Raw genomic sequence first — 24,764 nt, forward strand, 5'->3', positions numbered from 1 at the left:
ATTATTAACACGGGTCACAAAAGAATAAAATCCTTGATTTTTCAGTGCAAAAGTTATGGCTTAATTTGCTTGTTGCGGAATCGCTGTTTAGTTGGCGCGTTGCTTGACAGACAATTAAATATTTGCTATATTACTGTAGAGGGTGAAAGAAATAAAAGAAATCCTATAAATTTTACTTCTTCCAAGGCAGGCGTGAAAAGTTAAAGTAATTAATGCGGCAAAGAAGGGAATAATTGAAAATATTGAGGCAAATTTCTTGGAGGTGTTATGAATAGTGATAAAAATCTTATTCAATTTGAAGGAACGAAAATTAGAAGACATTGGGATAAACAGAAAGAAAAGTGGTATTTTTCTGTTGTGGATGTGGTTGGTGTGCTGTCTGAAAGTAATAATCCGGCCGTTTATTGGCGTGTATTAAAAAAAAGGTTATTGGATGAGGGTTCAAATGAAACCGTTACAAAATGTAACGGTTTGAAAATGGTTGCTGCGGATGGAAAAATGAGAGAAACCGACATAGCCGATACTGAAACAATGTTTAGAATTATACAATCAATACCCTCCCCAAAAGCCGAACCTTTTAAGCAATGGCTTGCAAAGGTGGGCTATGAACGGCTTCAGGATATGGGTGATCCCGCCCGCTCTGTTGACCGCGGACGTTTATACTGGCAACAGCAGGGAAGAAGTGATAAATGGATTCAGCAGCGGATGATGGGACAGGAGACGCGCAATAAGTTAACAGATTATTGGAAAGATCATAAGATTATCAGAGAAGAGGAATATGCGTTTCTCACCAACATTATCCATAAGGAATGGGCCGGTGTAACGGTGAAAAAACATAAAGAAATAAAAAAGCTTAAAACACAGAATCTCAGGGATCATATGAGTGAGGCAGAACTGATTTTTACGGCGCTGGCCGAACTTTCCACCAGACAAATCGCAGAGACTGTTCAGGCTGACGGCCTGGTTCAAAATACCGATGCAGCCAAAAAAGGCGGAAAGATTGCAAAGCACGCCAGGCTTCAATTGGAAGAAAAAACCGGAAAAAGTATAATTACGGAGGAGAACTTTTTACCTCCTGCCGGACTAAAGAAGAAGATAAAGAAATGAAGCCTGTCTGAGAGGTGTTTTCGCAGCCGTTGTCTGCGAAATTTAAACCCTTAGGGTACAACATTGCCTCTTGTTCATGCTATTCATTAAGTAAGGACGCCTTTTCAAAAAAGTGTAGTTAATCATATGTCCGTCCTCCGGCTTCAGTCTTCTGCCTTCAGAAAGACTATTTTGCTAACCCTAAAACATTGAGTGGTACAGGGGCTTGTTACTTGGAGTCGAAATACGCTGATGCGTTGTCGCAGAGATATACCAGAATATCTGCGAATATTGTGTAGACGGCTTCAAGCTGGCCGGCATTTTTAATAAGATAGGGTACTTCTATATAGAGTTCGTCCACAGGTTCTTTTATGGTTTCCTTAAACCAGCTTTCGTCATCTTTAACCTGAATAAGTATATCTTCCTGCTCCATAAGGAGCTCTCTAAGAGCGTTGCTTAAAAACAAACCTTCAATTATATTTTTATTATTTCCCTGAATAATATACTTGTCGTCTATTTCTTTATGCCCGACAATAATATCCTGCATACCGAAGAATTTCATTATATTGACTGATTTGCTTTTCGGAAAGATTTTAACGCTGATGCGCTCGTTATTAAAAAAGGGGGCGCGAAACCTTGTATGAAGAGCTCCGGAAGAGGTGTACGAATCAATGGTGATAATCCAATCCTGTATTTCAAGCTGGAGTACCTTTTCTTTTAGATAATCAGGATCTAACAGGTTATCGCCGATACCCTTTGATATCCGTTCCCAGGCAGCATCCCTTATTAGAGAGAATCGTGTTTTTTTCATTGCCATAAGTTTTCCCCGTCTATACCAAACTCTAATTCTGAATGATTCTATCACAGGAAAGAAGCTTTGTCAATCGCGAGGAGCAGCAAGTAAAGCAAAGGAAGAAAGAGCAGCAAATAAAGCAAGTAATGTGAAAAAAGTAAAATGCTTTCCATGTTCTACAACTATTTTAACCCGTTATCCGCCTGGGTGGATTTCGCAAAGGGCTATGGTTTGATCCACCTAGGCGGATTGAGAAAAAGATTTATGGTTAGATATTTATACTTTTACTCAATATTATGGCTTTGCTCAACTCGCTACCCGTCACGTTTTAGTTACTTCAATATAATATTTCTCCGCAAACCCTACCGGATTATAGGAAAGCTTTGCTTTCCGGAGTCCCGGTTCGCCGACATCCTGTTCTCTGTTGACAAATTCGTACTTACTGAGAAGTTTTTCTGCGGCGAACTGATTAATGGCTTGATAAATACCTCTATATTCCGTGTTTGCTTTTTCTGCGTGTCCGACGGCTGTGGTGGAATTAAGTTCTTCCAATATGGTAAAAGCCTGGACTTTTCCGTCAATCAGTATTACTCCGCCAAAGAGTTTCCAGTGGGAAAAATTATTAAGGAGCTCCATAACCATTAAATCTTCTGCATTTGAGTCAGCATTTCCCGTACAGGCTTTGAGATTACACCACTTTTGATGAAGCTGTAAGCACTCCGGAATAAGAATACTGTCCAGAGGCTTAAACTCGAAAGAATATCTTTTAATAAAACCGTTAACCAGGTTTTTCTTGGCGTGAAACTTTTCTCCCGAGAGATTAATAAGTTCTTTTACATTATAGATATAATCAAAGTCATCTCTGTCGGGAAGGGGGTTAAACCCGAGGCCTTTCAGTTCCATTGCAATAGCTTTTGGAATAGCTCCGAGGCGGCCGGTTTTAAGATTCTCTTTTATATATTTTACACAAAGTGAAATAGTTTCCGGCAGTTTTTCTTTGCCGAGAGGCGAGACAATTAAATTATATCCGTTGTAGCAGCCCTTTAGAATAAGGTTATTGTTCAAACTGGAGATGGAAAGTTTTAGTGATTTTCTATAGCCGTAGATAAATCCAAGGGAATGCTCGGATATCTCCGGTTGTTCTTTTAAAAGAACTTCTCGTATGTCTTTATAGAAATCACAATTAATCTCGGAAAATTCCGGGAATAACGGTATTCTTTTAATGGTCATTTTTCTGTCCTTTTAATCAATAGAATACTATTTACTGAATAATTCGAAAAATTCTGCCTGTTTTTGTTTTAAGCCTTCGCCCTGCGGAAATCCTTCCTTAAGGGAGAGATAGTTGTTTGAAGAAATATCAAAAGGTTTCCATTCCGGCAGACCTTCGCCGTTGGGATTCCCGGTTTTCGCAAAATTAATCCAATAGCCCATTACACCTTTTGCAAACACACTGTCTTTGTCCGTAAGACCTGCTCCGGTGATAGTTGTTGAATTAAAAAGATAGGGGAGTTCTGAACCATGAAAGCTTCCGAGTCCGTCTGTTTCAAAACGGTAGCTTAGCTTTGAGAAGACATAAAGCCAGGTGTTATTTTGTTGTTTTCTTGAGAACTTTGCCAGAGATACGGCTCCGTCAACAAAAAGTGAGTCACCAAGGAGTTCTGAAAGTATTTTGTGAATAGCTTTGTCATTTTCTGCAGGATAGATATTTAAGATCTTTTCTGCTTTACTTCCAAAGGTTTTCCGGACATATTTTTCATAATCCTTTAATTTTCTGATTCCGGTAAAACCGGAGAAGAGCGACCCTTCATTTTCTGTTATGCCGGTCATCAAAGGGATATTCATGGCTCTTCCTCCGGAAAATGCGCTATAAGGCGCTTCGATGACGGCATACCCGTCAATTGCTATATGATTTACGGAACTGCTCTCAGCGCCGGTAGTTCCGGCCGGAAAATCATATAGTGTCTCCTTCCAGGCGTTCAAGAGATTCCCGTATCCGCGTTTTCTCGCTTCACTTATACTTTTTACCTTCAGATGCTTTAGAAAGGCGTTTCCTATATCTTCCATGGAGGGAAATGCTGCATCTCCCGTACTTTTCAAAGGACGGAGGCGTTTTGGCGCCCAGCCGCTTTGAATAATAGCTTTGTTAAAAATTTCTTTTGAGAGGGGGGAGGTCATAAGCAAAGAGACGCTTACACCTCCGGCTGATTGTCCGAATAGCGTTATATTATTAACATCCCCGCCGAATGCGGAAATATTTTGCTTTACCCATTTCAGTGCGGCAATCTGGTCCAGCAACCCGTAATTACCCGAGGTTTTTATCTCGCTTTCGTTTGAGAGTTCAGGGTGCGCCAAAAAGCCGAGAGGCCCGAGGCGGTAATTTATACTTACAAGAATTACCCCGTGTTTGGCAAAGGTACTGCTGTTAAACACGGGTTGAGCTGAGGACCCGAGATAAAATCCGCCCCCGTGAATAAAAACCATTACGGGAAGTTTATCGTCTTTTGATTTAGCTCCGCTCCAGATATTAAGCGTAAGGCAATCCTCATCTTGCTTGGAGCCGGTGTTGATGGTAAAAGAACTTTCCGGCTGCGGGCAGGAGTAGCCGAATTTATCACAAGACATGGGTTTGTCCCATTTTTCCATGGGAACCGGAGCTTTCCACCGCAGATTTTCTACCGGAGGTTTTGCGTAGGGAATACCTAAAAACGCAGTGACCCCATTTTTAGAAAAACCTTTTACCTCTCCGAGCCTGGTTTGTGCCAGATCGTTTTCGAAAGCAAAGGTATTTAATGAAAACAGAAGGAAAAATAATAATATTTTCATAGATCCGAAGTTATGCGGTCTTTACCGTCAACTTTGCTTTTATACATAAGTTTGTCCGCCCGCGCTATTAAAGATTTTGAATTGTCGCCCTTTTCAGCCATTGTAGCTCCGGTAGATATTGTGACCCTGAGAGGCCTGTTGTCAACGAGGAGCATAGAGCGGTTTACCAGCATATGAATTTTTTCCGCAATACTGGTAAGTTCCGCTTTATCTACTTTTTCCAGTATAACGAGGAACTCTTCCCCGCCCCAGCGGCTTACGGTGTCAAAGTCCCGGATATTTTTCGAAATAGTTTTAGCCACCATCCGGAGAACCTTATCCCCGGTTTCATGTCCGAATGTATCGTTAACATTTTTAAAATTGTCTATATCAATAAAGAGAACGCCAAAAGGACTGCCGTATCTTTTCAGTTCAGCAAACCGGGCTTTTAAGTCGGTATCTGCATGTCTTCTGTTTCCGATTTCGGTGAGCGCGTCAAAAAAAGCCATTCTTTTTAATTCTTGCAGGAGCATTGCATCATTCGAACGTTCACGGAAAATTTCCACTGCCCCTATCGGTTTCCCTAAAGAGTCCTTAATGGGAACTACTTTTACTATTACGAGAACCCGGTAGCCTTCTTTGTGATGCAGGTAAACTTCCGCATTTTGAGGGCAATTATTTTGCATAGCTGAGGAAAGCAGGCAGCCCCCAAGACAGAGTAAATTTCCTGATTTATCGGTGTGTATGAGAATGTTGTCTGAACAATGTTTTCCGACGACTTCGTCAGAGGTGAACCCTGTTATTTTTTCGGCGCCCTTATTCCAGAAAGTAATCAGGCGATCAGGGTCAACGAAGTAAACCCCGTCTTCCATATATTGAAGCAGTTCTTTAAATGAGGCATCATTAATAGGCATACACTAAATATACCATTTTTGTATTAAAAATCAATGAGAATCAGTAAAAAAGCAGTTGACTGCTTTTTTAGATGCGCGGATGTTCAGATGCGCAGACGCTCGGAAAATATATTCAATTCCTGTTTTTGCCGCGCTTCCGTGCCTCCGCGCCTCTGAGCATCTTTTAACTTCTTGATTTGGACTGTAAACGCCAGTATAATATGGCTATGAAAATATTTGCGTACCGGCATGAAAAAAAAGCTCCACTTGGATTTGTCTATAAAGGAAAGAATTATTGCCTGTCAGGATTACTTCGCTTGTACTACTTCCAAAAAGGAAAGTTTCTTCCCCGGGGTTATGATCTAAAGTGGCTCCTGGAAAATGAGTTATTTACTCCCAAGGTAATGAAAGAGATACTGCAATATGCGGAGAAAGCAAAGATTTTAAACAGATTTTTAATGACGGGGAAGGTTAAACTCTTGCCTCCGATACTTCCGGGCAAGATTATTGCGCTCGGGCGTAATTTTGCAAAACATGCAAAGGAACAGAATGCGCCTGTCCCGGTTGAGCCGATAATTTTTGAGAAAGCAGCTTCTTCAATAATCGGACACGATTCACCGGTCGTCTATCCTTCTTTTATGGTGAAAGAATTTAAAAATGAGGCGAGGGTTGATCACGAGGTTGAACTTGCTGTAATAATCGGAAAGAAAGCTTCAAAAGTAAAAGCTAAAGACGCAATGAAATATGTATTTGGCTATACTATTATTAATGATGTTTCTGCAAGAAATATCCAGGAGATAGATTTTAAAAAAACGCAGCCCTGGTTCAGGTCAAAGTGCATCGATACTTTCTGCCCGATAGGTCCTCTTGTTGTTACTAAAGATGAAATAAAAAACCCGCACAATCTGAATGTAGAACTTCGCGTAAACGGAAAGATAAGACAAAGCGATTCGACTAAAAACTTTATTTTTAAAATCCCTGAGATGATTGAATATATTACAAAGTATTTAACTCTTTTGCCTGGTGATGTGATTTCCACCGGCACTCCTGATGGTATCTCTCCCGTATTTCCCGGAGACGTTATGGAAGCCGAGATAGAAAAGATAGGAGTACTTCGTAATAAGGTAGTTAAAGAAAAGTACTAATGACAAATGACGAATGACAATTTAAGGTGAGCGGGGAAAAGCCCCGCCATATTTGAAAAAAAGAAATATATTCGCGGGGCTTTTTGCGCGTTCATTAAATAGTCATTAGTCACTAGTAATTAGTCATTGAATTGTCATTTTATTTTAAAAGGAAGGCATTCATGGACGAGAGTCTTATCACAGAATTTATGCAACAGAAAGTATTCGCCGTCGTCGGAGCTTCTTCAAATCCGGAAAAGTACGGCTATACTATTACTAAAAACCTGATAGATAGAGGTTATAAAGTCTATCCGGTAAACCCCAGACTGGAAGAACTTCATGGGGTGAAATGTTATAAATCTCTTGCCTCTCTTCCTGAAAAACCGGATGTTGTTGATCTGGTTGTACCTCCAAAAATTACCGAAGAAGTGGTGAAGGAATGTCTGAAACTCGGACTTACCCGCGTGTGGATGCAGCCCGGAGCAGAAAGCAGTGCCGCTGTAGAATTTTGCGAAAAAAACGGCATAAAAGTAATACACGACACCTGCGTAATGATGCATTAAAAAAAGCATCTAAAATCTTTCATTTTAAAGACTCTTGGCTTTCCATTACGTTAGCAACGTTACCCGTGTAACGTGAGTAACTTCTTCCCATTTACTTTTATAGACGTTATGGACATTTACAGACTTTTACGGACGATCTTTATTACGCCTTCTCCCAGCTTCCATACTCAATTATCCCTTTATACAATATCTGGAAGGTGACCTTAAGGGCGCAGTATATCGGTACGGCTAGAAGCATTCCCCACAGGCCCATAAGTGCTCCGCCGATTGTTACTGACAATATTACTATTATAGGATGGAGGTCAACGGACTGACCGACGGCGATAGGCGAGACGGCAACATTATCTATTAATTGGACTCCCATCATTACGGCAACGACGGAACCGGCCATTGCTCCGGATTTGTGTTCAACAAGCGCGATGAATATAGCGGGTATCATTCCCATTATAGGACCGAGATAGGGAATAATATTTGTTATTCCGCAAATTATTCCTATTATGATGGCATATTTTAGTCCGATAAGAGAGAGCCCTATCACCGATAGTACGGCTACAATTGTACAATCAATAAGCTGGCCTCTGACGTAATTGCCGACTGATTTGTTGATTTCGAAAAGAAGGCATAAGACGGTTTCAAAATATTTATTCGGAACAATACGGATAATGTTTTTTCTGAATTCCCTTCCGTCTTTTAATATAAAAAAAGTCAGAAAAAGGACTATTAAAGTGCTGGTTACCAGTCCCAGTAATGTGCGCAGGATATAAGGCATCTTTTCACCGATAATAGTCGGAAGATCTCCGATCTTTTGCGTGATCATATTCTGAAGTATGCCTTTTTTCATGTTGGGGATTTTTGCTTCAATCATTGCCGCATTATCTATCAGACTTAGTTTTATCCTTTCTATATATGCAGGGACTTGTGTTTTTAAGAGCGTTATTTCAGCCTTGATGCTCTCAAAACCCAAGCTGACAACTAATCCGGAGACAACTACAAATCCGATAAAGATCATTGCCACTGCCCAGGGTCTTTTTATACCCCAGCTTTCAATTTTGTCTGCAAGCGGATTTAATGCGTATACAAGAATAAAAGCCACCAAAAAAGGTGTGAGCAGATCTTGAGCCATGTAAAATATTACAAGGGCAACCAGGATTACAAAATAAATCCCGAGAAGTTTTGCCCAGTTTAAGACTTTAAGATTCTGTCTCGCTTCCATTTCCCGCTCCTTTTATAGTTGCTTCCGTTGCCGCTCTTAAACGTTTTGCTATTATCTGGGAGAGCTGGAGAAGCACTTTTAAGCCCAGTCTGGGATCTCTTTTTAAAAGCTCTAAAAAATCAGGTCTGTAAAATCCGAGTATTCTGGTTTTTCCGACCGCTACAGCGGTTGCTGACCTGTTAGATTCGTCTAAAAGGGATATTTCGCCGAAAAAGTCTCCCTGCTTCATCGAAGGAAGTTCTATTTCTCCTGTTTCAGTTTTTTTAAAAAGTTTGATGCTCCCTGCCCGTATAATATACATTCCGGCTCCGGGTTCGTTCTCATGGAAAACCTGTTCGCCGTCCATATATTCCCGTTCGTGGGTAATAATCTCTATTTTATTCAGCTCCACTAAATTAAGGTCGGAAAAAATAGGTACTTTTTCCAAAATGGCTGCTATTTCACTTTTATCAACCCCGAATATCTTTCTTAACCGTTCAAAAATATTTTTTCCAATATTAGGCATTTAATCCTCCGGAGAGTTATTTAAAAACTCTTGTTTGTAATTTGCTATAGCTTTTCCAAGCGCCTCGATAATGTCCGGCTCAAGGTCCAAAAAGTCTTTAATTCTTGTAATTATTTTATTGTGGTTCTCCTCCATAAATTTAAACAGCCCGGCTTCAAAATCCTTTACTTTTTCCACGGGCACATCATCAATATGGCCTTTTGTCACGGCAAAAAGTATAATGACTTGTTTTTCAACGGAAACCGGTTTATACTGCTCCTGCTTAAGTATTTCCACCAGACGTTGTCCGCGGTCAAGCTGGGATTGAGTTACTTTGTCCAGTTCTGCGCCAAACTGCGCGAAATTAACAAGTTCCCAGTACTGACTAAGTGTATTCCGGAGTCCCCCTGCTGCTTTTCTCATAGCTTTGTTTTGCGCGGCACCGCCGACCCTGGAAACTGAAAGTCCGGCATTTATGGCAGGGCGGATACCGGAGTAGAATAAATTACCTTCGAGATATATCTGCCCGTCGGTTATAGAAATAACATTTGTCGGAATATACGCTGAAATATCCCCTGCTTGTGTTTCTATTATAGGAAGTGCTGTTAAAGTCCCGCCGCCTTTTTCATCATTCATCTTGGCCGCCCTTTCCAGCAGGCGGGAGTGAAGATAGAAAATATCTCCCGGGTATGCTTCTCTGCCTGGAGGTCTTCTAAGAAGTAAAGAGATCTCTCTGTAAGCAACTGCATGTTTTGAAAGATCATCATAGATTATCAGCGCATGCCTTCCTGAATCCCTGAACTCTTCACCAATCGAGCATCCTGCGTAAGGCGCTATATATTGAAGGGAGGCGGGATCGGAAGCAGTAGCGGAAACAATTATCGTATGGTCAAGTGCCCCGTTTTTCTGAAGAACATCAACTACCTGCGCCACTGTGGATTTTTTCTGACCTATAGCAACATATATACAAATGACATCTGTATTTTTTTGATTAATTATCGCATCAATGGCGATGGCGGTTTTACCGGTTTGCCTGTCCCCGATAATTAGTTCGCGCTGGCCTCTGCCTATCGGGATCATGGAATCGATCGCCTTAATTCCGGTTTGCAGAGGATTTTTTACGGGCGCTCTTTCCACGACCGAAGGTGCTCTCATTTCGATGGGTCTTGTTTTTTTATTAGGAATAGTACCTTTGCCGTCCAGAGGATTTCCGAGTGCGTCAATAACCCTGCCGCAAAGTTCTTTCCCAACCGGTACTTCAACTACTCTGCCGGTGCACTTTACAATATCCCCTTCTTTTATTGCTTCATCGTTTCCGAGAATAACGATACCTATATTATCTCTTTCCAGATTGAGCGCTATACCAAAAACCCCTTCTTTGAACTCTACCAGCTCAAAATACCTTACCTCATCGAGACCGTAAACCCGGCAAATGCCGTCGCCAACCTGGAGAACAATACCCGTGTTTTTCCGGTCCAGCTTGCTTTCAAATTCAGTTATGAGGCCTTTCAAAATAGAAGTTATCTCTTCAGGACTTGTCTTTACTTCTTTAGCCATAATGACCCCTTTATCCCGTTAGAAAATCACAAGACGTCGCATTCTAAATGACGCATGCTTTTACGGGTATATACTTGCATTAATACTTTTCCATTTATCACATTTTCTAACGGGATTTATCCCTACTTTAAAAGCAGGGTTCCAATTTCAGCAAGTTTATTTTTTAAGCTTCCGTCGTACATTTCCGTGCCTATACTTATGATCATTCCGCCGAGTAAAGAAGCTTCTACCGAATATTCTACAAGGAATCTGCTTTTATATCTTTTTTCCAGTGCGCTTGTTATTTTCGCCTTTTGTTCTTCCGAAAGAGAGAAGGCGCTCTTGATTTTAGCTGCCTTAAAACCGTGATTTTCATCGTAGATACTCTTAAACTCAATACCTATCTCCGGTAAAAAAGTAAAACGTTTTTTTTCTATAAGCAAAGAAAGAAAGTTAACCAGTTCTTTTGAAAGTTTTTCTGCAAATACTTTTTCTATTCCGGCCACTTTGTTTTCAAGAGTAACTTTGGGATTGCTGAAAGCTTCATATGCTTTTCTGTCCATAGAAGATGTAATATCAAAAAGAGCGGCCCTTGTTTCTTCAACCTTATTTTGCTCTTTGGAAATTTCATACAGAGCCTTTGCGTATTTTTTTGCTATAGTTTTAACAAGCATCAGGTATTTTCTACTTCTTTTATAATATCCTCAACTATCTTATCCTGTGTTTCTTTATTGATACTTTGTTTTATTACTTTCTCAGCGATAGTTATCCCGAGTGTTGCTACTTCAATGCGCATTTCTTTAAGCATTTTTTCTTTTTCAATATCCAATTTTTCCTTGGTCTTTTCAAGGAGCTCTTTTGCTTCTTCGCGTGCTTTTAGAACAATGTCATTTCTGATTTCATTGCCTTCTTTTGTTGCCTCGCGGATTTTTTCCTGAAACTTTTTTTCTATAGTCTCCAGTTGTTTCTCGTACTCTGCCTTAAGTTTTTCAACGTCAATTTTTTGTTTTTCCGCCGAATCTATAGTGTTTTTTATCAAATCTGTCCGGTCCTGCATCTTTTTTGAAAAACCTTTAAGGAATACGAACCAAATAAGCACCATTCCCGCAAGGAAAGTGGCGATATTTATTAATATTAAAGGTAAATCAACGCTTAAATCAACCATAAAACAACACCTCGTTTAAGAAAAATAAGTTTATCTCGCTATGTCAACGATAGTTGACATTTATATTTCTTTCCTATCGAGAAAAGCTTTGCTTACAGCAGAAACCAGTGAAGTTATTTCTTTTTTGCTTCTGCTTTGGGAGCTGCTACTTTAACCATGGAAAGCTCTTTTTCGAGCTTGTTTTTTTCCAGTTCGAGTTTTAAAACCTCTACTTCGGCTTTTGCTTTCTCCACGCTCATTGCGGGAGCCGTGAAGGGGTTCGCAAAGAGTATGATAATCGCAATTGCCAGCACGTAGATCGCGATAGATTCAATAAAAGCAAGCGCCAGTATCATTGCGCCCTGGATTTTTCCTGCCGCTTCCGGCTGTCTGGAAATACCTTCCACTGCTTTTCCTGCCGTAATTCCCTGTCCGAGTCCCGTCATAAGAGACCCTATTGCCATTGCAAACCCTGCCGCAAAAATAGAAACTTCCAATATCCCCATCTTGATCCTCCATTTGGGCAAAAAAGCCCGAAAATTTAATTGCAGTTAATAGTTTACCGTTTACAGTTAAAAACAAATGCTCTTACTGTACACTGTAAACTTCTTTTAATGTTCATGTTCTTCTATTGCTGACCCTATATATATCATCGAGAGCACCGTGAATACCAGTGCCTGAACAAAACTTACGAAAGCTCCGAGTAAAATAATACCCGGTCTTAAAATAACCGGCAATGCAATCAAGCCATCCTTTATGATACCGGAAACTGGTATGCCGAATATTTTTGCCGGCGGAATATACAGAACAATAAAAACAGTAAATAGAAACGCAAGAACGCTAAGCAGTATCTCTTTTGCAAGTATATTAAAAAAAAGTCTAAGAGTAAGTGAAATCGGCCTTATCAGTTCCCCTACCGTGTGTATGAGTATAAATAACGGAACAAGGAACAAATAATATAACAACAGAGGTCCTCCTTTTGGTTCTATAAAGTGACGGAAATAATTTTTAACCCCTTTTTTCATAATTCCAAAAAAATGTGTAGCTAAAAATATTATTAAAGCCAGGGAAAGATTTATGCTTAAGTTGCTTGTAGGGGATTTAAGCCCCGGGACAAGGCCTATCAAATTTGAGATAAAGATAAAAGAAAAGAGCATGGCAAAGAGAGGGAAGAACGGCTTTCCGGCTTCACCCATAAAATCCGCAATTTTAGTGTTTATCCATTCTATGGAAAATTCCAAAAAATTTTGAAAGCCTTTTGGCGCCAGCTTCATAGCGATAGAACCCATGAATGCTATGAAAACAATAACAGCCATAACGAGCCATGACATTGTCAGGGCCTCCGGAATACCGGGGATGTGAATAAATATAAGTTCTTTTATACCTTCTTCTTCTGCAGCCATTTAACCTTTATCTTTTATTTCTTTTAATTTGTTTCTTGTCTTTGTATATTTAATAGTCATAACAATTGTATGTATTACTAGTCCTGCCAGAGTACCGAGAGCCATTACTTTGCTGACATAGGTTATTAAAATATAGATTACCAGCAGGATAACTGCCAGCCGTATTACCGAAAAAATTGAAACAAAAGCCACCGCTTTTTTCTTGTCGGTTTTAAGAAGTCTAATAGCAAAATATTGCCTTAAGAAAGCGTTGCCAAAACCAAGTAAAAGCCCGAGAAACCCGCCCCAGGCCGCATATAAAATACCTGCCAGAGTCATTTTATCTTCCTTGCCTCAATAAAGATATAGAAGAAGCCTGCCACAGTGCCTGAAACAAATAATATCAAAGTGAAGACCGGTGAAGTGTTAAGGTATTTATCAAGAAAGTATCCGGCTGCTAACCCTCCAAAAGTAGATATAGCAAGGGTAAATCCGAGTCCGGATGCAAAACCTAGCTTTCCCCAGTCAAAATCACTCATTAAATCTTATCATATCAGAAAAATGTAAAGTATTCAATAATGGAGAGCTTTCTTTTCTTATATAATAAATGTCGGGTAAAGTGTAAACTTTTTACTCTTTTAGTACGTCATACATACGAGTAAATTATGGAGGTGTAAATGAGATATCCTATGAATAAGGCAGTAAAAACAAGCATAATTCTTCTTTTTCTTGCTATTTTCACCGGTTTTGCTTTTGGGGCGGAAGGTGAAGAAAAAAATAAAGAAAATGCCAAGGAAAACGACAGAAATACCGGGACCGATAATGGTAAGGGGAATCAGAAAAAAAATAATGGTCTCCAGAATGGAGAGAATATTAGTGATCAATTAGAGGACAGTGAAAATGAAGGAAAACACAAGGGTTGGGATAAGGGAAAGCTCAAAGAATTAAGAGAAAAGAATCCTGAAAAATTCAAAGAACTAATGACGGAATTTAGGCAAAGGCTTCAAAATCTCAAGAAAAACAATCCTGAGAGATTTGAGAAATTAATGGAGAAACGGCGTGCACGCTTGCAGGAAATGAAAAAGAATAATCCCGGGAAGTTTAAGGAGATGAGGGAGCGGATGCTTGAACGGCTTAAAAGCATGAGGGAAAAGAACCCCGGAGAATTTAAAAAATTTCAAAAAAGGATACGGGAACGTCTTAAAAATATAAAAATAAATAACCCTGAAAAATATCAGGAACTAAAAGATAACTTGAAAAGTAAGCTTAAAAAAAATGAGGGAAAATAATCCGGAAATATTCAGAGAGTTAATGGAGGAAAGGGAAAAAATTAAAAACCATAAACGTCAAAATCAAAATGAAAAGAATATTGATGAAAAAGATAAAAATAAAGAAGGGAAAAGAAACCGCGATAACTACGGATTCGAAAAACCTGGAAATAATAAAAATAATTGATGCTGTCGACACTTGACGTCTTTGAAGGCGTGGGTTATAATCAAAGCATGGTTAACCCGAACGAAAAAGACAATTTCTTAGTGGCCGGATTAAAAACCGGTAATGAGCAAGCCTTTAGAATGCTGGTGGAAAAGTATCAATCCAGAGCCTTCTCAGTGGCATTTGGGTATATGAAGGATGCGGAAGAAGCAAAGGATGCAGTACAGGAATCTTTTATCAGGGTTTATGAGAAAGTCAAAAGTTTTAAGGAGGAATCAAAATTCTATACCTAGTATTACAGGCTGCTTATCAATATTTGCCTTGATGCTAAAAGAAAGAAAAAGATAACGAAAGTTTTCTCGATCTTTAAAATAGGAAAACATGAAGAAGGAAATAAAGAATATGAAGTAATGCTGAAAGAGGATGAGAAAAATGGACCTGAGGAAAAATATATTGCGGAAGAGATTTCCGGAAAAATAGAGTCTTGTATGGAGAAACTTTCACCTAAAGAAAAACAGGTTTTCGAATTGAAAAATTATCAGGGTTTTAAGATAAGGGAAGTTGCCGGCATTATGAAAATAAAAGAAGGAACTGTCAAGGTGCTTCTTTTTAGGGCCGTGCAAAAATTAAAAAGTATGCTTGGAGATGAAAAACCATGAAAAAATGCAAAACAATAAAAAATAAAATAATGGAATACTATTATGGTGAACTTCCGGAAAAAGAGAAAGATGAAATAGTTATTCATCTTGAAAATTGTCAGACCTGCGCAACAGAGCTTAAAGCAATTACCGCTGTTCTTGAGAAAGTTTCGAGGATTAAGCGTCCGGTATTAGCCGGTTCTTTATACCCCTCTATTAAAGAGAAGCTGGAACAAAAACGTACCGGCTCCGGTAAATTCTGGAATCTGCCTTTTGCAGCCGGTGTCGGCCTTCTTATACTTCTTTCTGTTTTTTCAAACAGTCAAAATATTTCCTCCATGAAGAAAGCAGATTTGAATGATCCGTCTATAGTCTCCAATGTTATTGATATGGAGGATAAAGACCTGGACAGCTTAGGCAGCCTTGATGTTGAAATACTCGCGGATGAATTATTTATGGAAGAAAATCTAATGAATTTTGAAAGTTAGGATAAAATCTCTTTGCATTAATGTTATTGTGCAGGCGGTTTTGAAAACCACTGGCGTAAGCCCGTGGATGAAAAAACCGCGTATAATAAATAGGTTCCGCTCACAAGAGGATTCCAAAGGAGGATACTCCTTTGGCTTGGGCATAGCCCAAGTAAAAAAAGACGCCACGTCCGTAAGGGCGTGAAGTTTCACTTCATAAGCGTTTAGCGGTGTTTCTTTTTCAAGTGTGTATGAAATAGATGTGTTGACTGAGAAAGATTTAGCAGAAATTGAACTTTTTCGCGAATAGGATTGAAAAAAATTAGAATAATTTTTTTTATTGCGTCGTAAATGCCTTGTAAAATAAGGAGTATTCTGGCCCTAGAAAATAATCAAAAAATATTGAGCAAATACTTGACAAAATGAAAATTATTGTGTATAATCACTATTCATTAAAAAATAGTAATGGTTTTGAAAATAATTGCGAAAGGTACTTGACAAAAAGAAATATTTTGTGTATAATTAGATTTACCACTAAGAGCAGTAAATCTTTGCAAGAAGAGGTGGCTAACATAATAACGATGCGCGGTCCTCATTCAAGAAAATCGAGAGGCAGTCCATGACGAATTAAAAAATTCGTCGTTCTGTTTTTTTGAATGAGCGCCGTTATCACGGTGCTCTTTTTTTTGTGATCTTTGAGAGATATTTGGTTACGTTTAAGTAAACTTTGAGGTGCTGTAAATATTTGTAATTTGATTTAAATAAAGAGCTATAACTCAAAAAAATTCTAACAAATTTTGGAGAGTTTGATCCTGGCTCAGAACTAACGCTGGCGGCGTGCCTAACACATGCAAGTCGAACGGACTTGTTGTAATAGCAATATTGTAACAAGTTAGTGGCAAACGGGTGAGTAATATTTAGGTAACTTACCCAGGAGAGGGGAATAACTCGGCGAAAGCTGAGCTAATACCACATGATGATAAGCTCTGCAATGAGTTTATCCAATGGCATAGCAATATGCGCTCTTGGAGAGGCCTAAATCCTATCAGCTAGTTGGTGAGGTAACGGCTCACCAAGGCTTTGACGGGTAGCCGGTCTGAGAGGACGGTCGGCCACACTGGAATTGAGATAAGGTCCAGACTCCTACGGGAGGCAGCAGTGGGGAATATTCCGCAATGGGCGAAAGCCTGACGGAGCGACGCCGCGTGGATGATGAAGGTCTTCGGATTGTAAAGTCCTGTAGAGGGGGAAGATGGGTGCAGCAATGCATTTGACAGTACTCCTAAAGTAAGCTACGGCAAACTCTGTGCCAGCAGCCGCGGTTATACAGAGGTAGCAAGCGTTGTTCGGAATGACTGGGTGTAAAGCGCGTGTAGGTGGTTTAGTAAGTTGAATGTGAAATCCATTGGCTCAACCAATGAACTGCATTCAAAACTGCTTTACTTGAGTACGGGAGAGGGAAGTGGAATTTCTGGTGTAGCGGTAAAATGCGTAGATATCAGAAGGAACACCGGTGGCGAAGGCGACTTCCTGGTCCGTAACTGACACTGAGACGCGAAAGCTAGGGGAGCAAACAGGATTAGATACCCTGGTAGTCCTAGCCGTAAACGATGTACACTAGGTGTGTCCCGGTTAACGGGATGTGCCGAAGCTAACGCATTAAGTGTACCACCTGGGGAGTACGGCCGCAAGGTTGAAACTCAAAGGAATTGACGGGGGCCCGCACAAGCGGTGGAGCATGTGGTTTAATTCGACGCTACGCGAAGAACCTTACCTGGGCTTGACATATTGGTAGTAAGAACCCGAAAGGGCAATGATTCGTAGCAATACGAAAGCCATTACAGGTGCTGCATGGCTGTCGTCAGCTCGTGTCGTGAGATGTTGGGTTAAGTCCCGCAACGAGCGCAACCCCTATCTTTAGTTGCCACCCGCAAGGGGGCCACTCTAAAGAAACTGCCACGGACAACGTGGAGGAAGGTGGGGACGACGTCAAGTCATCATAGCCCTTATGTCCAGGGCTACACACGTGCTACAATGGCGCATACAAAGGGTTGCCAAATCGTAAGATGGAGCTAATCCCAAAAAGTGCGCCTCAGTTCGGATTGAGGGCTGCAATTCGCCCTCATGAAGCTGGAATCGCTAGTAATCGTAGATCAGCTACGCTACGGTGAATACGTTCCCGGGCCTTGTACACACCGCCCGTCACACCACGAGAGTTGATTATACTTGAAGAAACCGTTAAGGTGGCTAAAGTGTGATCAATGATTGGGGTGAAGTCGTAACAAGGTAGCCGTATCGGAAGGTGCGGCTGGATCACCTCCTTTCTAAGGAGAATTTGATCAACACAAAGCGAACAAACGTAACCATCTATCTCTATAATAATATTTGAAGCATTACGCGATTGCGTTAGCGAGGGCTCGGTTTGGGGCCTATAGCTCAGTTAGTTAGAGCGCACCCCTGATAAGGGTGAGGTCTCCTGTGCAATTCAGGATAGGCCCACCATTAAATCAGAGAATGGAAAATAGAAAATCGAGAATAGATTAAGGAATAGATCTGATCGGCTTTCAAATCTCGATTCTCGATTTTCAAAAAATGGGGGTGTAGCTCAGCTGGGAGAGCACCTGCTTTGCAAGCAGGGGGTTCAGGGGTTCGATCCCCCTCACCTCCACCAATTTTAATCTTAGATTAAAATTGGTAGAGAATTGATATTCGAGATTTGAAAATAGATAAAAATCGATTCGGTCTACTCTCGATTTTCGAATCTCGGGAATAGGGCTTTGCAATCGATAACGTAATGGCGCAATGTTTCAAGTGTTCTTTGAGATTTTGTACGACAGAAAAAAAGTAAAGTTGATATACCCAGAACAGTTAATATTTTTTGTATTGAAACAAACGTAGAAAAGATTTAAGTAATATGGTCAAGCTACTAAGGGCGTACGGTGAATGCCTTGGCGCTAGAAGCCTATGAAGGACGTGGTAGACTGCGAAAAGCTTCGGGGAGCTGTCTGCGTGCTTTGATCCGAAGATATCCGAATGAGGAAACTTTTAACGTGTTAACGTTAAGCCGTGGGATAAATAAAATAGTCCTACGGAGACAACCGGGTGAAGTGAAACATCTCAGTAACCCGAGGAAAAGAGAATCCCCTTACGGGGATCATTTCCCTAGTAGTGGCGAGCGAACGGGAAGGAGTCTAAACCTTTTGCAATTATAGCCTGCACGCGTTTTGCAAGAGGTGTCGCGGGACGGTCATGCTGCTGTGCAAAGCAGCGTCCGAGTTAAAAATCGTAATCTAGTCGAATATCCTGGAACGGATAACCATAGACGGTGATAGTCCGGTAGACGAAAGATTTACGGTCTCGGAGACATGTTCCCAAGTACTGCGGGACACGTGAAATTCTGCAGGAATCCGGCCAGACCACTGGCTAAGACTAAATACTCTCTAGCGACCGATAGTGAACAAGTACCGCGAGGGAAAGGTGAAAAGAACCCTTAAGAAGGGAGTCAAAAGAACCTGAAACCGTATGCCTACAAGCAGTCAGAGCCCGCCGCAAGGCGTGGTGATGGCGTGCCTATTGGTTAATGAGCCTGCGAGTTAGTCGGTGTAGCAAGGTTAAGCAGCCTTGAGCTGTGGAGCCGTAGCGAAAGCGAGTGTTAATAGCGCGATAGTTACATCGATTAGACCCGAAGCCAAGTGATCTACCCTTGTCCAGGATGAAGTAAGCGTAACAGCTTATGGAGGTCCGAACGGGTGATTGTTGCAAAAATCTCCGATGAGGTGAGGGTAGGAGTGAAAAGCTAATCGAACTTGGTGATAGCTGGTTCTCCTTGAAATAGCTTTAAGGCTAGCCTCGAAATTATAACAGTGGGGGTAGAGCTCTGATTGGTCTATGGGGTTGAATAAACCTGCAGAAACCATTCAAACTCCGAATACCATTGTGTAGATTTCGGGAGTCAGAATATGAGCGCTAAGGTCCATATTCGAGAGGGAAACAGCCCAGACCATCAGCTAAGGTCCCTAAATTTATACTAAGTGGCAAAGGATGTGAAATTACTTAAACAGCCAGGATGTTGGCTTAGAAGCAGCCATCATTTAAAGAGTGCGTAACAGCTCACTGGTCGAGTGATTTTGCGCCGAAAATGTCCGGGGCTAAAGTATAGTACCGAAGCTATGGACTTGTCCCGCAAGGGAAGAGTGGTAAAGGAGCGTTCTATTGTAGTGTGAAGTGTGACCGAGAGGTTACATGGACGAATTAGAAGTGATGATGCAGGCATAAGTAGCGTAAATCAAAGTGAAAAACTTTGACGCCGTAAATCTAAGGTTTCCTTGAGCTAGGTTAATCCTCTCAGGGTAAGTCGGGAACCTAAGTCGAGACCGAAAGGTGTAGATGATGGATAACAGGTTAATATTCCTGTACTATGGTAAAGTCGTTATCAGCGATGGGGCGACGCAGTAGGATAGGTCAGCATACGGCCGGTAGTGTATGTCTAAGCTCTTAGGCGGGGTTGCCAGGTAAATCCGGCGGCTCATTAAACGCTGAAAAGTGATGGGTAGTATACGGGGAGACTTGTATATGAATTGATTGATTCCACACTGACGAGAAATAACCTCTAGTCAGACTTTATCGTATCCGTACCGTAAACCGACTCAGGTAGATGGGTAGAAGATACCAAGGCGTTCGAGAGAACTTCTGTTAAGGAACTCGGCCTAATCACCCCGTAACTTCGGGAGAAGGGGTGCAACATTAGCGTGTAGTTGTTAACTCAGCTATGCGTGAAGTTGCCGCAGTGAATAGGCTTGGATGACTGTTTAACAAAAACACAGGACTCTGCTAACTCGTAAGAGGATGTATAGGGTCTGATGCCTGCCCAGTGCCGGAAGGTCATGAGGAGAGGTTAGTCGCAAGACGAAGCTTTGAATCTAAGCCCCGGTAAACGGCGGCCGTAACTATAACGGTCCTAAGGTAGCGAAATCCCTCGTCGGGTAAATTCCGACCTGCATGAATGGCACAACAATCCAGGCACTGTCTCAACAGAAGACTCGGCGAAATTGTAGTTCCTGTGAAGATGCAGGATACCTGCAGCTAGACGAAAAGACCCCATGAAGCTTTACTGTAACTTGGTACTGGATTTTGAATCGATTTGTAGAGAATAGGTAGGAGGCGTTGAAGCATTGCCGCTAGGTGATGTGGAGCCGAACAGTGGAATACTACCCTCGTTGTTTTGAGATCCTAATCTGAACCGTAATCCGGTTTGGAGACAATGCCTGGTGGGCAGTTTAACTGGGGCGGTTTCCTCCTAAAGAGTAACGGAGGTGTACAAAGGTTCCCTCAGCGCGGTTGGAAATCGCGTGTTGAGTGTAAAGGCATAAGGGAGCTTAACTGCAAGACCGACGGGTCAAGCAGATACGAAAGTAGGTCTTAGTGATCCGGTGATACCGAGTGGAAGGGTCATCGCTCAACGGACAAAAGCTACTCTGGGGATAACAGGCTGATCGCATCCAAGAGTTCATATCGACGATGCGGTTTGGCACCTCGATGTCGGCTCATCGCATCCTGGGGGTGAAGTAGCTCCCAAGGGTTTGGCTGTTCGCCAATTAAAGCGGTACGTGAGCTGGGTTCAAAACGTCGTGAGACAGTTTGGTCTCTATCTGCTGTGGGCGCAGGATATTTGCGGGGAGCTATTCCTAGTACGAGAGGACCGGAATGGACGAACCTCTGGTGTATCGGTTATCATGCCAATGGTAATGCCGAGTAGCTATGTTCGGACGAGATAAACGCTGAAAGCATATAAGTGTGAAACTCGCCCCAAGATTAGATATCCCTGAAGGCAACTTATAGACTATGAGTTTGATAGGCCGGGAGTGTAAGGCACGCGAGTGTTTCAGCTAACCGGTACTAATCTGCCGTTCGGCTTGACCATATTAATTAACTCTTTTCGAGTTAATGTATGTCAGTCGCGCACCAATCAACAACGAATGTTTTACAGCTTTAAAATTTTCAACTGACTTTACTTTGATTCGAATCGTACAAGATCTCATGCTCTTATACATATAAATTATGTTAGCGATTTTACCAGAGGGGAAACACCCGTTCCCATTTCGAACACGGCAGTTAAGACCTCTAGGGCCAATGGTATTGCACGGGCAACCGTGTGGGAGAGTAGGACGTCGCTAACTTGCTATCATAAAAGCCCTGTCAGGCAATTGCTTGGCAGGGCTTTCTATTTTTCGGGACTGACTCCGATTTGGTACTTTAAATCGGTGGCTGTCCCAAATCTTGTTTTATCGGTGCCCGATTAAGGTCCCGCTTAGCAGGGCTCTTTTTTTGTAGAAAATACATTTCAAACATGGTATTATCTTAACAATCAAAATCTCAAGGGGGAAATATGAGAAAAATGATAGTGCTTTTGCTATTGGTAGTTGTTTGTTTGTACGGCGAGGAAAAAGGAGTTACTTCAAATCTGCCTGCCGCTTTGTCTCTTACGGAGCCGCTTAAAATAGCGCCTATCGTTCCGTACAAAGATCCTTTCTTTGGTGTGTTTCTTGACACTGCCTTATTGCTTCCGGTCGGACACCTTTATAACGAACAGTCGTCGAAATTTCTAATTTATACAGGAATAGAAGGAGCCTTGGCTTTAGCGGCTTATAATCTCTATGGGAACGAAGGACAAAAACAACACCGTGACGCCTCTTACGCCGTTATACTTCTTGCCATCGGTGTTAAAATCTACGATCTTTGCGACGTGTATACTTCCGCGCAGGAAATAAATAAGAAAAGCGGGTATCAGTTGCATGTGGAGATAGATGACAGAAAAGCAACGCTTTCAGTAGTGAGTTACTTCTAACCTAGTTGAATAATGTTTGGAGGAAAAGATGGTAAATAATAAAAACAACACATTTGAATCCGGTTATCCTGATTTACTAAAAGAGATAAAGGAACGGATAACATCTGCAAGGATTAAAGCCTCCCGGTCGGTTAATACAGAACTTATAAAATTGTATTGGGACATAGGTAAAATGATAGTTTTGCGTCAGGAAAAATATAAATGGGGCGATAATATTGTAGAAAAATTGGCAAAAGATTTACAGGAAGAAATTACAAAGAGTGTCGGTTTTTCAAGTCGCAACCTATGGGAAATGCGAAGATTCTATTACACTTATAAAGATTTCCCAATTCTGCAACAGCTTGTTGCAGAATTACCCTGGGGTCAGAACGTTGTTATTTTGCAAATGGTTAAAAACAAGGAGGAAAGAGAATATTATCTTAAGGCCACAGCGGAAATGGGCTGGAGCAGGAGTGTGTTAATTCATCAGATTAAGGCCGATGCGTATGAATATCATAAAAAACTGCCAAAGCAACACAATTTTGAAAAAGCATTACCTGTTCATCTGGCCGAACAGGCGGATGAATCGTTGAAAAGCCTGTATAATCTTGATTTTCTTAATATAACAAAACCTGTATTGGAGCGAGAATTAGAAAGACGTCTTGTAGAAAAGGTAAAGCGGTTTATGCTTGAAATGGGGAAAGGATTTTCCTTTATAGGTAATCAATACCGTTTAACATTGAGTGACAATGAATACTTTGTTGACCTTTTGTTTTTTAACAGGATTCTCAAATGTCTTGTGGCCGTTGAATTAAAAACCGTGAAATTTGAGGTTGAACATTCGGCGAAAATGGATTTATATCTTGATCTACTAAATAAGCAAGCGAAATACAAAGGTGAGAATTCGTCAATAGGTATAATATTTTGTGTAGAAAAAAATTCCGTTGTTGTTGAATACGCCTTGAGCCGTACAGTTAATCCAGTAGGTGTTGCAGGGTATAAGTTAACCTCAAAACCTTCAGTCGAGCTTAAAAAATTGTTACCTTCTGAAAAAGAAGTTAAAAAAGAATTAATAGCGGAGTATGGTAAATAAACTAAAAAGCATCAAGGAACTCTACAAAACAGCTTTTACGTTAGCACCGTTCAAATGTGGAACGTGCAACAATCTTTTATTCAAGGGGGAAAGTATGGAAAAGGTAAATATCGTGAGCAGGGAAGAGAGGGAGAAGAAGGACAAGAGCGGGAAGTATTTTGTGTACAAATCCGCGGACGGCAGGGAGATGCTCAGCAAGCAGAAGTATGAAGAAGGCGAGCAGGAGTTTGAGGTAACGCCGTCAAAAGACGGAAGAATTCTCTGGCTAAAAAAAGCCGGTGAACCAAGCGCTAAAAGCAGTTCAGTAAAAGCGCCGAAGGCCGATAAGGGCCCGCTTGCCGGAAAATCAAACGAGTTAAATTTGCTTGGGAGCTCAATAGAACTTGCCAAACTCTGGGTAAAAGAAGGTCTCGTTGCCAAACCCAAAGCTCTCGACGAAATGGAAGAATATATAATAGAAGCCCGCACCCGTCTTCAAAAAATGTTGTAAAGAAAAGAGGGGACAGACAACGGGTATTATCGGTGTCTGTCCCCGGTTATAACTTGCAATGAAAGATAAAATAAAAAATATCTAAAAGGGGAGACTTATGGAAGATCATTCCGTTATAAAAGAAATCATTACAAATAAAATATATCACATAAGAGAACAAAAAGTAATGCTAGATAGAGACCTGGCGGAACTATATAATGTGGAAACAAGGATCTTGAATCGAAATGTCAGAAGAAATATAAACAGATTTCCTGAGGATTTCATGTTTGCACTTAGAAGAGAAGAAATTATGAACTTGTCCCAATTTGGGATAAGTTCAATTAAACATGCTCCAAATGTATTTGTTTTTACAAGAAGGGGTGTCTCAATGCTCTCGTCAGTCCTTAATAGTGAGCGCGCTATTAGAGTAAACATAGAAATAATGAGAATATTTGACAGTCTGGAATTGTTTTTAACAACACATAAAGAATTGGCAAGCAAATTAAAAGAACTCGAAATAAAATTCAATAAATATAGCAATCTTGAAACCAAAATAAATACACACAACGATATTATTAAGGATATCTTGGAGCAAATACGTCGAATGATAAGCTCGCCGGTTAAGCAAGTTAAGAAATATGGATTTCACAAGCAAGAAGGGAAGAGAGATAATGATAAAATAAATAGAAAAAAATGAATTTCAATAGTGCACATGAGAAACTGCAGTGATTCAGCAGTTAAACAATTAGCGGATAATTTAAATTTGGTATTTTGCATTCTAAAAAACTATTTCTCTCGCCAATGGTGAGAGAAATAGGCT

General features: G+C 40.8%; 26 protein-coding genes, 2 tRNA genes, 3 rRNA genes and 1 pseudogene. 19 read left to right on the plus strand and 13 right to left on the minus strand.

The features are described 5' to 3' along the window. Both A2536_01395 and A2536_01400 read left to right on the plus strand, forming a co-directional pair. A pseudogene (locus tag A2536_01395) lies at positions 1 to 204 on the plus strand (hypothetical protein). A 63-nt stretch (positions 205 to 267) separates the two neighbouring features. Further along, positions 268 to 1,107, plus strand: a complete 840-nt coding sequence (locus A2536_01400) for an antirepressor (GenBank protein OGF47589.1) — start codon at positions 268 to 270, stop codon at positions 1,105 to 1,107. A 208-nt stretch (positions 1,108 to 1,315) separates the two neighbouring features. Here the strand turns inward: A2536_01400 and A2536_01405 are convergent, their stop codons facing one another. From A2536_01405 to A2536_01420, 4 genes are all read right to left on the minus strand, one after another. After that, a complete protein-coding gene (locus A2536_01405; GenBank protein OGF47590.1) occupies positions 1,316 to 1,903 on the minus strand; it encodes a hypothetical protein in 588 nt (195 codons plus the stop codon). A gap of 297 nt (positions 1,904 to 2,200) precedes the next feature. Beyond that, positions 2,201 to 3,109, minus strand: coding sequence for a hypothetical protein (locus A2536_01410; protein ID OGF47591.1), 909 nt, complete (start codon positions 3,107 to 3,109; stop codon positions 2,201 to 2,203). 27 nt (positions 3,110 to 3,136) lie between these two features. Continuing rightward, positions 3,137 to 4,702: a hypothetical protein gene (locus tag A2536_01415; protein OGF47592.1), complete on the minus strand. Its 1,566-nt coding sequence runs from the start codon at positions 4,700 to 4,702 to the stop codon at positions 3,137 to 3,139. After that, entirely contained in the window at positions 4,699 to 5,595 is an 897-nt protein-coding gene (locus tag A2536_01420) for a hypothetical protein (protein OGF47593.1), read from the minus strand. The genes A2536_01415 and A2536_01420 overlap by 4 nt, the downstream gene beginning before the upstream one ends. 437 nt (positions 5,596 to 6,032) lie before the next feature. Between A2536_01420 and A2536_01425 the strand changes: the two genes are divergently transcribed. Next, a complete protein-coding gene (locus A2536_01425) occupies positions 6,033 to 6,719 on the plus strand; it encodes a hypothetical protein (GenBank protein ID OGF47635.1) in 687 nt (228 codons plus the stop codon). Positions 6,720 to 6,880: 161 nt separating this feature from the next. Beyond that, positions 6,881 to 7,261 (plus strand): CoA-binding protein, encoded by a 381-nt coding sequence (locus tag A2536_01430; GenBank protein OGF47594.1) that lies wholly within the window; start codon positions 6,881 to 6,883, stop codon positions 7,259 to 7,261. Between the two features lie 142 nt (positions 7,262 to 7,403). Here A2536_01430 and A2536_01435 read toward each other — a convergent pair whose 3' ends face one another. From A2536_01435 to A2536_01475, 9 genes are all read right to left on the minus strand, one after another. Next, complete coding sequence (locus A2536_01435) at positions 7,404 to 8,474, minus strand: hypothetical protein (GenBank protein OGF47595.1); 1,071 nt, start codon at positions 8,472 to 8,474, stop codon at positions 7,404 to 7,406. Then, positions 8,452 to 8,979, minus strand: a complete 528-nt coding sequence (locus tag A2536_01440; GenBank protein ID OGF47596.1) for a hypothetical protein — start codon at positions 8,977 to 8,979, stop codon at positions 8,452 to 8,454. The genes A2536_01435 and A2536_01440 overlap by 23 nt, the downstream gene beginning before the upstream one ends. Then, positions 8,980 to 10,515: a F0F1 ATP synthase subunit alpha gene (locus A2536_01445; GenBank protein ID OGF47597.1), complete on the minus strand. Its 1,536-nt coding sequence runs from the start codon at positions 10,513 to 10,515 to the stop codon at positions 8,980 to 8,982. Positions 10,516 to 10,637: 122 nt separating this feature from the next. Further along, on the minus strand, positions 10,638 to 11,168 hold the full coding sequence (locus A2536_01450) for an ATP synthase F1 subunit delta (protein ID OGF47598.1): 531 nt from the start codon (positions 11,166 to 11,168) through the stop codon (positions 10,638 to 10,640). Then, positions 11,168 to 11,659, minus strand: coding sequence for an ATP synthase F0 subunit B (locus tag A2536_01455; GenBank protein OGF47599.1), 492 nt, complete (start codon positions 11,657 to 11,659; stop codon positions 11,168 to 11,170). Before A2536_01455 ends, A2536_01450 begins: the two co-directional genes overlap by 1 nt. Before the next feature lie 113 nt (positions 11,660 to 11,772). Beyond that, a complete protein-coding gene (locus A2536_01460) occupies positions 11,773 to 12,144 on the minus strand; it encodes an ATP synthase F0 subunit C (protein OGF47600.1) in 372 nt (123 codons plus the stop codon). A 105-nt stretch (positions 12,145 to 12,249) separates the two neighbouring features. After that, a complete protein-coding gene (locus tag A2536_01465; GenBank protein OGF47601.1) occupies positions 12,250 to 13,041 on the minus strand; it encodes an ATP synthase F0 subunit A in 792 nt (263 codons plus the stop codon). Continuing rightward, complete coding sequence (locus A2536_01470; GenBank protein ID OGF47602.1) at positions 13,042 to 13,359, minus strand: hypothetical protein; 318 nt, start codon at positions 13,357 to 13,359, stop codon at positions 13,042 to 13,044. Continuing rightward, entirely contained in the window at positions 13,356 to 13,559 is a 204-nt protein-coding gene (locus A2536_01475) for a hypothetical protein (GenBank protein ID OGF47603.1), read from the minus strand. Before A2536_01475 ends, A2536_01470 begins: the two co-directional genes overlap by 4 nt. Before the next feature lie 138 nt (positions 13,560 to 13,697). Between A2536_01475 and A2536_01480 the strand changes: the two genes are divergently transcribed. The 15 genes from A2536_01480 to A2536_01550 all read left to right on the plus strand — a co-directional run bounded on the left by A2536_01480 (position 13,698) and on the right by A2536_01550 (position 24,641). Then, complete coding sequence (locus tag A2536_01480; protein OGF47604.1) at positions 13,698 to 14,309, plus strand: hypothetical protein; 612 nt, start codon at positions 13,698 to 13,700, stop codon at positions 14,307 to 14,309. Beyond that, a complete protein-coding gene (locus A2536_01485) occupies positions 14,296 to 14,475 on the plus strand; it encodes a hypothetical protein (protein ID OGF47605.1) in 180 nt (59 codons plus the stop codon). The genes A2536_01480 and A2536_01485 overlap by 14 nt, the downstream gene beginning before the upstream one ends. Next, complete coding sequence (locus tag A2536_01490) at positions 14,475 to 14,747, plus strand: hypothetical protein (protein OGF47606.1); 273 nt, start codon at positions 14,475 to 14,477, stop codon at positions 14,745 to 14,747. The genes A2536_01485 and A2536_01490 overlap by 1 nt, the downstream gene beginning before the upstream one ends. Positions 14,748 to 14,864: 117 nt before the next feature. After that, positions 14,865 to 15,113: a hypothetical protein gene (locus tag A2536_01495; GenBank protein ID OGF47607.1), complete on the plus strand. Its 249-nt coding sequence runs from the start codon at positions 14,865 to 14,867 to the stop codon at positions 15,111 to 15,113. Further along, positions 15,110 to 15,580 carry a hypothetical protein gene (locus tag A2536_01500; GenBank protein ID OGF47608.1) on the plus strand — a complete coding sequence of 157 codons (471 nt, stop codon included), beginning with the start codon at positions 15,110 to 15,112 and terminating at the stop codon, positions 15,578 to 15,580. Before A2536_01495 ends, A2536_01500 begins: the two co-directional genes overlap by 4 nt. Continuing rightward, the gene (locus A2536_01505; protein OGF47609.1) at positions 15,570 to 15,764 is read left to right on the plus strand and encodes a hypothetical protein; all 195 of its coding nucleotides are present in this window, start codon (positions 15,570 to 15,572) and stop codon (positions 15,762 to 15,764) included. The genes A2536_01500 and A2536_01505 overlap by 11 nt, the downstream gene beginning before the upstream one ends. 590 nt (positions 15,765 to 16,354) lie before the next feature. Beyond that, positions 16,355 to 17,890, plus strand: a 16S ribosomal RNA gene (locus tag A2536_01510). Between the two features lie 94 nt (positions 17,891 to 17,984). Next, positions 17,985 to 18,061, plus strand: a tRNA-Ile gene (locus A2536_01515). Positions 18,062 to 18,153: 92 nt separating this feature from the next. Beyond that, positions 18,154 to 18,230 (plus strand) — tRNA-Ala (locus A2536_01520). 238 nt (positions 18,231 to 18,468) lie between these two features. Further along, a 23S ribosomal RNA gene (locus tag A2536_01525) occupies positions 18,469 to 21,481 on the plus strand. Positions 21,482 to 21,618: 137 nt separating this feature from the next. Then, positions 21,619 to 21,735, plus strand: a 5S ribosomal RNA gene (rrf, locus tag A2536_01530). The 16S, 23S and 5S rRNA genes sit together here with 2 tRNA genes alongside, the layout of an rRNA operon. Positions 21,736 to 21,944: 209 nt before the next feature. Beyond that, positions 21,945 to 22,403, plus strand: a complete 459-nt coding sequence (locus A2536_01535) for a hypothetical protein (protein OGF47610.1) — start codon at positions 21,945 to 21,947, stop codon at positions 22,401 to 22,403. A gap of 28 nt (positions 22,404 to 22,431) precedes the next feature. Further along, complete coding sequence (locus A2536_01540) at positions 22,432 to 23,475, plus strand: hypothetical protein (protein ID OGF47611.1); 1,044 nt, start codon at positions 22,432 to 22,434, stop codon at positions 23,473 to 23,475. A 94-nt stretch (positions 23,476 to 23,569) separates the two neighbouring features. Further along, positions 23,570 to 23,965 carry a hypothetical protein gene (locus A2536_01545; protein OGF47612.1) on the plus strand — a complete coding sequence of 132 codons (396 nt, stop codon included), beginning with the start codon at positions 23,570 to 23,572 and terminating at the stop codon, positions 23,963 to 23,965. Positions 23,966 to 24,062: 97 nt separating this feature from the next. Continuing rightward, on the plus strand, positions 24,063 to 24,641 hold the full coding sequence (locus tag A2536_01550) for a hypothetical protein (GenBank protein ID OGF47613.1): 579 nt from the start codon (positions 24,063 to 24,065) through the stop codon (positions 24,639 to 24,641). Positions 24,642 to 24,764: the final 123 nt, after the last annotated feature.

This window comes from Candidatus Firestonebacteria bacterium RIFOXYD2_FULL_39_29, from assembly GCA_001778375.1.
Taxonomy (GTDB): Bacteria; Oederibacteriota; D2-FULL-39-29; order D2-FULL-39-29; family D2-FULL-39-29; genus D2-FULL-39-29.